The sequence below is a fragment of the Clostridium boliviensis genome (assembly GCF_033342255.1).
GTDB classification, from domain to species: domain Bacteria; phylum Bacillota; class Clostridia; order Lachnospirales; family Lachnospiraceae; genus Lacrimispora; species Lacrimispora boliviensis.
Genome location: NZ_JAWONS010000154.1, coordinates 1 through 694 on the forward strand (window position 1 = coordinate 1; position 694 = coordinate 694).

General features: G+C 62.5%; 1 protein-coding gene. It reads right to left on the reverse strand.

The genetic code is table 11. From position 1 onward, the window contains the following. Positions 1-153: 153 nt before the first annotated feature. Positions 154-694 (reverse strand): DALR domain-containing protein (locus RZO55_RS10375; RefSeq protein WP_318064210.1); only part of this gene is annotated, 541 nt, incomplete at its 5' end.

Genomic DNA, 694 nt, shown 5'->3' on the forward strand with positions numbered 1-694 from the left:
ATTCATACACCGCATCCCCGATATAGGCCAAAAGGAGCGGATTCATCTCCCGCGGCTTTTTGGGAAGCCGTTGGTCCGTCATTCCGATCATCAGCGTCAAATCCCCACTTTTTTGCTCGTTTTCATCTCTAGGATGCCCCGGTTGCTTCCCCCTCAGGACTTTCGCCGCCAACGGACCCCCTGCGGCGTATCTTCCACGATGATCCCCATCGCCATAAGCTGGTCGCGGATCGCGTCGGCCCGGGCGAAATCCCGCCGCCTCCGGGCTTCCTGGCGCTCCCGGATCAACGCCTCCACCTGTTCGTCCGACTCCTCCTCCGCCTCGGTTTCCACCAGACCGAGGATTTCGCCGCCGTATCGCTGCAGCCAATCGGCGACCGCCTGCAGGGAGCCTCGGGGGACCACATCCCGGCCGACCAGTTCATTGGCCAACCGGGCCCCTTCGAAGAGCACACCGATGGCGTTGGCGGCGTTGAAGTCGTCGTCCATCGCCTCCTCGAATTGCCGGGTCAGCTCTTCGAGGGCCTGCGCCGTCTCCGGTGCAAGCGGCCCCTCCATGGCGGCCTTCATTCGATGCTGGAGATTGGTCCAGGCCGTGTCGATCCGCTCGATCCCCCGCTCCATCTGCTCCATCGTTTCCCGGGTAAACTGGATCGGGTTGCGGTAATGGGCGGAGAGGAGGAAATAACGGATC